This is a genomic window from Flavobacterium sp. LMO6, from assembly GCF_009495795.1.
Taxonomy (GTDB): Bacteria; Bacteroidota; Bacteroidia; order Flavobacteriales; family Flavobacteriaceae; genus Flavobacterium.
In genome coordinates this window covers 1-213 of record NZ_WIBH01000123.1, presented here as the reverse complement: position 1 = coordinate 213, position 213 = coordinate 1, and the positions used below count along the sequence as shown (strand labels likewise).

The following is a 213-nucleotide window of genomic DNA, read 5'->3' as shown; positions in this document are numbered from 1 at the left end:
CAATATTACTTGACGATGTTAAAGAGTATTTGATTAAGTATTGGAAAGCAGAAGTTGTTCATGGATACGAGGCAGATGATCGTTTAGCAATGCGCGTTTACGATGGCTACAAATCTGGTCAGAAGGTTATTGGTTGCACACAGGATAAAGATCGTCTTGGGAATATGGGTTGGTGGTATGACCATATCAACGATGAAAAGGGCAATGGTGAAC

Annotated in this window: 1 protein-coding gene; it reads left to right on the top strand. The window is 40.4% G+C overall.

The features are described from left to right. A partial coding sequence (locus GFJ99_RS13705; protein WP_203228816.1) for a hypothetical protein occupies positions 1 to 213 on the top strand: 213 nt, incomplete at both ends.